The organism is Mesorhizobium sp. M7A.F.Ca.US.006.04.2.1 (assembly GCF_004022915.1).
Lineage (GTDB): Bacteria > Pseudomonadota > Alphaproteobacteria > Rhizobiales > Rhizobiaceae > Mesorhizobium > Mesorhizobium ciceri.
The window spans coordinates 1-930 of record NZ_RZQA01001399.1 but is presented as its reverse complement, the minus strand read 5'-3'; the positions used below and the strand labels follow the sequence as shown (position 1 = coordinate 930).

1 protein-coding gene and 1 pseudogene are annotated in these 930 nt (G+C 57.8%); both read left to right on the top strand.

Annotated features, from left to right (window positions below; genetic code table 11):
* Positions 1-202: pseudogene (locus tag EN925_RS37610) on the top strand (plasmid partitioning protein RepA); the annotation flags it as partial.
* Between the two features lie 77 nt (positions 203-279).
* The coding region (repB, locus tag EN925_RS37605) for a plasmid partitioning protein RepB (protein ID WP_128337449.1) at positions 280-930 on the top strand (651 nt) is incomplete at its 3' end.

The following is a 930-nucleotide window of genomic DNA, read 5'->3' as shown; positions in this document are numbered from 1 at the left end:
GTCCATGCTTGCCGGCCAGATCCTGGAGAACCCGATGTTGAAGTCGACGGCGATTTCGGACGCGGGTCTCACCAAGCAGACGCTCTACGAGGTGGAGAAGTCGGCCTTTACCCGTTCCACCTACGACCGTGCACTGGAATCCCTCGATGCGGTCAATGCTGAAATCGCGACGCTGATCCATCGTGCGTGGGGACGGTCATGACGGCGAAGTTTACGGCAGTAAAAACTGGAAATTTTGTCTTTGAAATCAAATCGCTAACCGCGATTGGAGGCGGTTAAATGGCACGCAGGGACATTTTCGGCAGTGTGTTGGGCCCTGCGACGGCAGTGGCTGATGCGAAGGACGTATCCGGGTATGCCGTTCGCGGGGCGTCGCGCTCCATCATGCAATCCTTCGAGGAGCTCTCCAAGAGCTCGGTCGTGGATCTCGATCCGGCATTTGTAGACACCTCCTTCGTTTCGGATCGCCTGGACGAAGACGATGAGGCATATCAGGAGTTGCTTGCGGCCATTCGGGAAAGAGGACAAGATTCTCCGATCCTGGTCAGGCCTCATCCTGAGCTCTCCGGTCGCTTTCAGACCGTCTTCGGGCATCGGCGCGTCAAGGTTGCCCGCCAGCTGGGACGGCCAGTACGCGCGGTCGTCAAGAAGATGGGCGATGAGGATCATGTTATTGCCCAGGGCCAAGAGAACGCCGCAAGGGCCAATTTGTCCTTCATCGAAAGGACCCTGTTTGCCGATCGCATTCTCAAGCGCGGCCACACGCCCGACACGGTGAAGTCGGCTTTGGCGCTCGATGACACGACCTTCTCGAAGATGCGTTCTGTTACCAGCAACATTCCAGAGCCAGTCATTGTGGCCATTGGCGCCGCCAAGACTGTTGGTCGGGACAGATGGTGGCAGCTCGCCAAGCTCATGGAGCATCCGGAT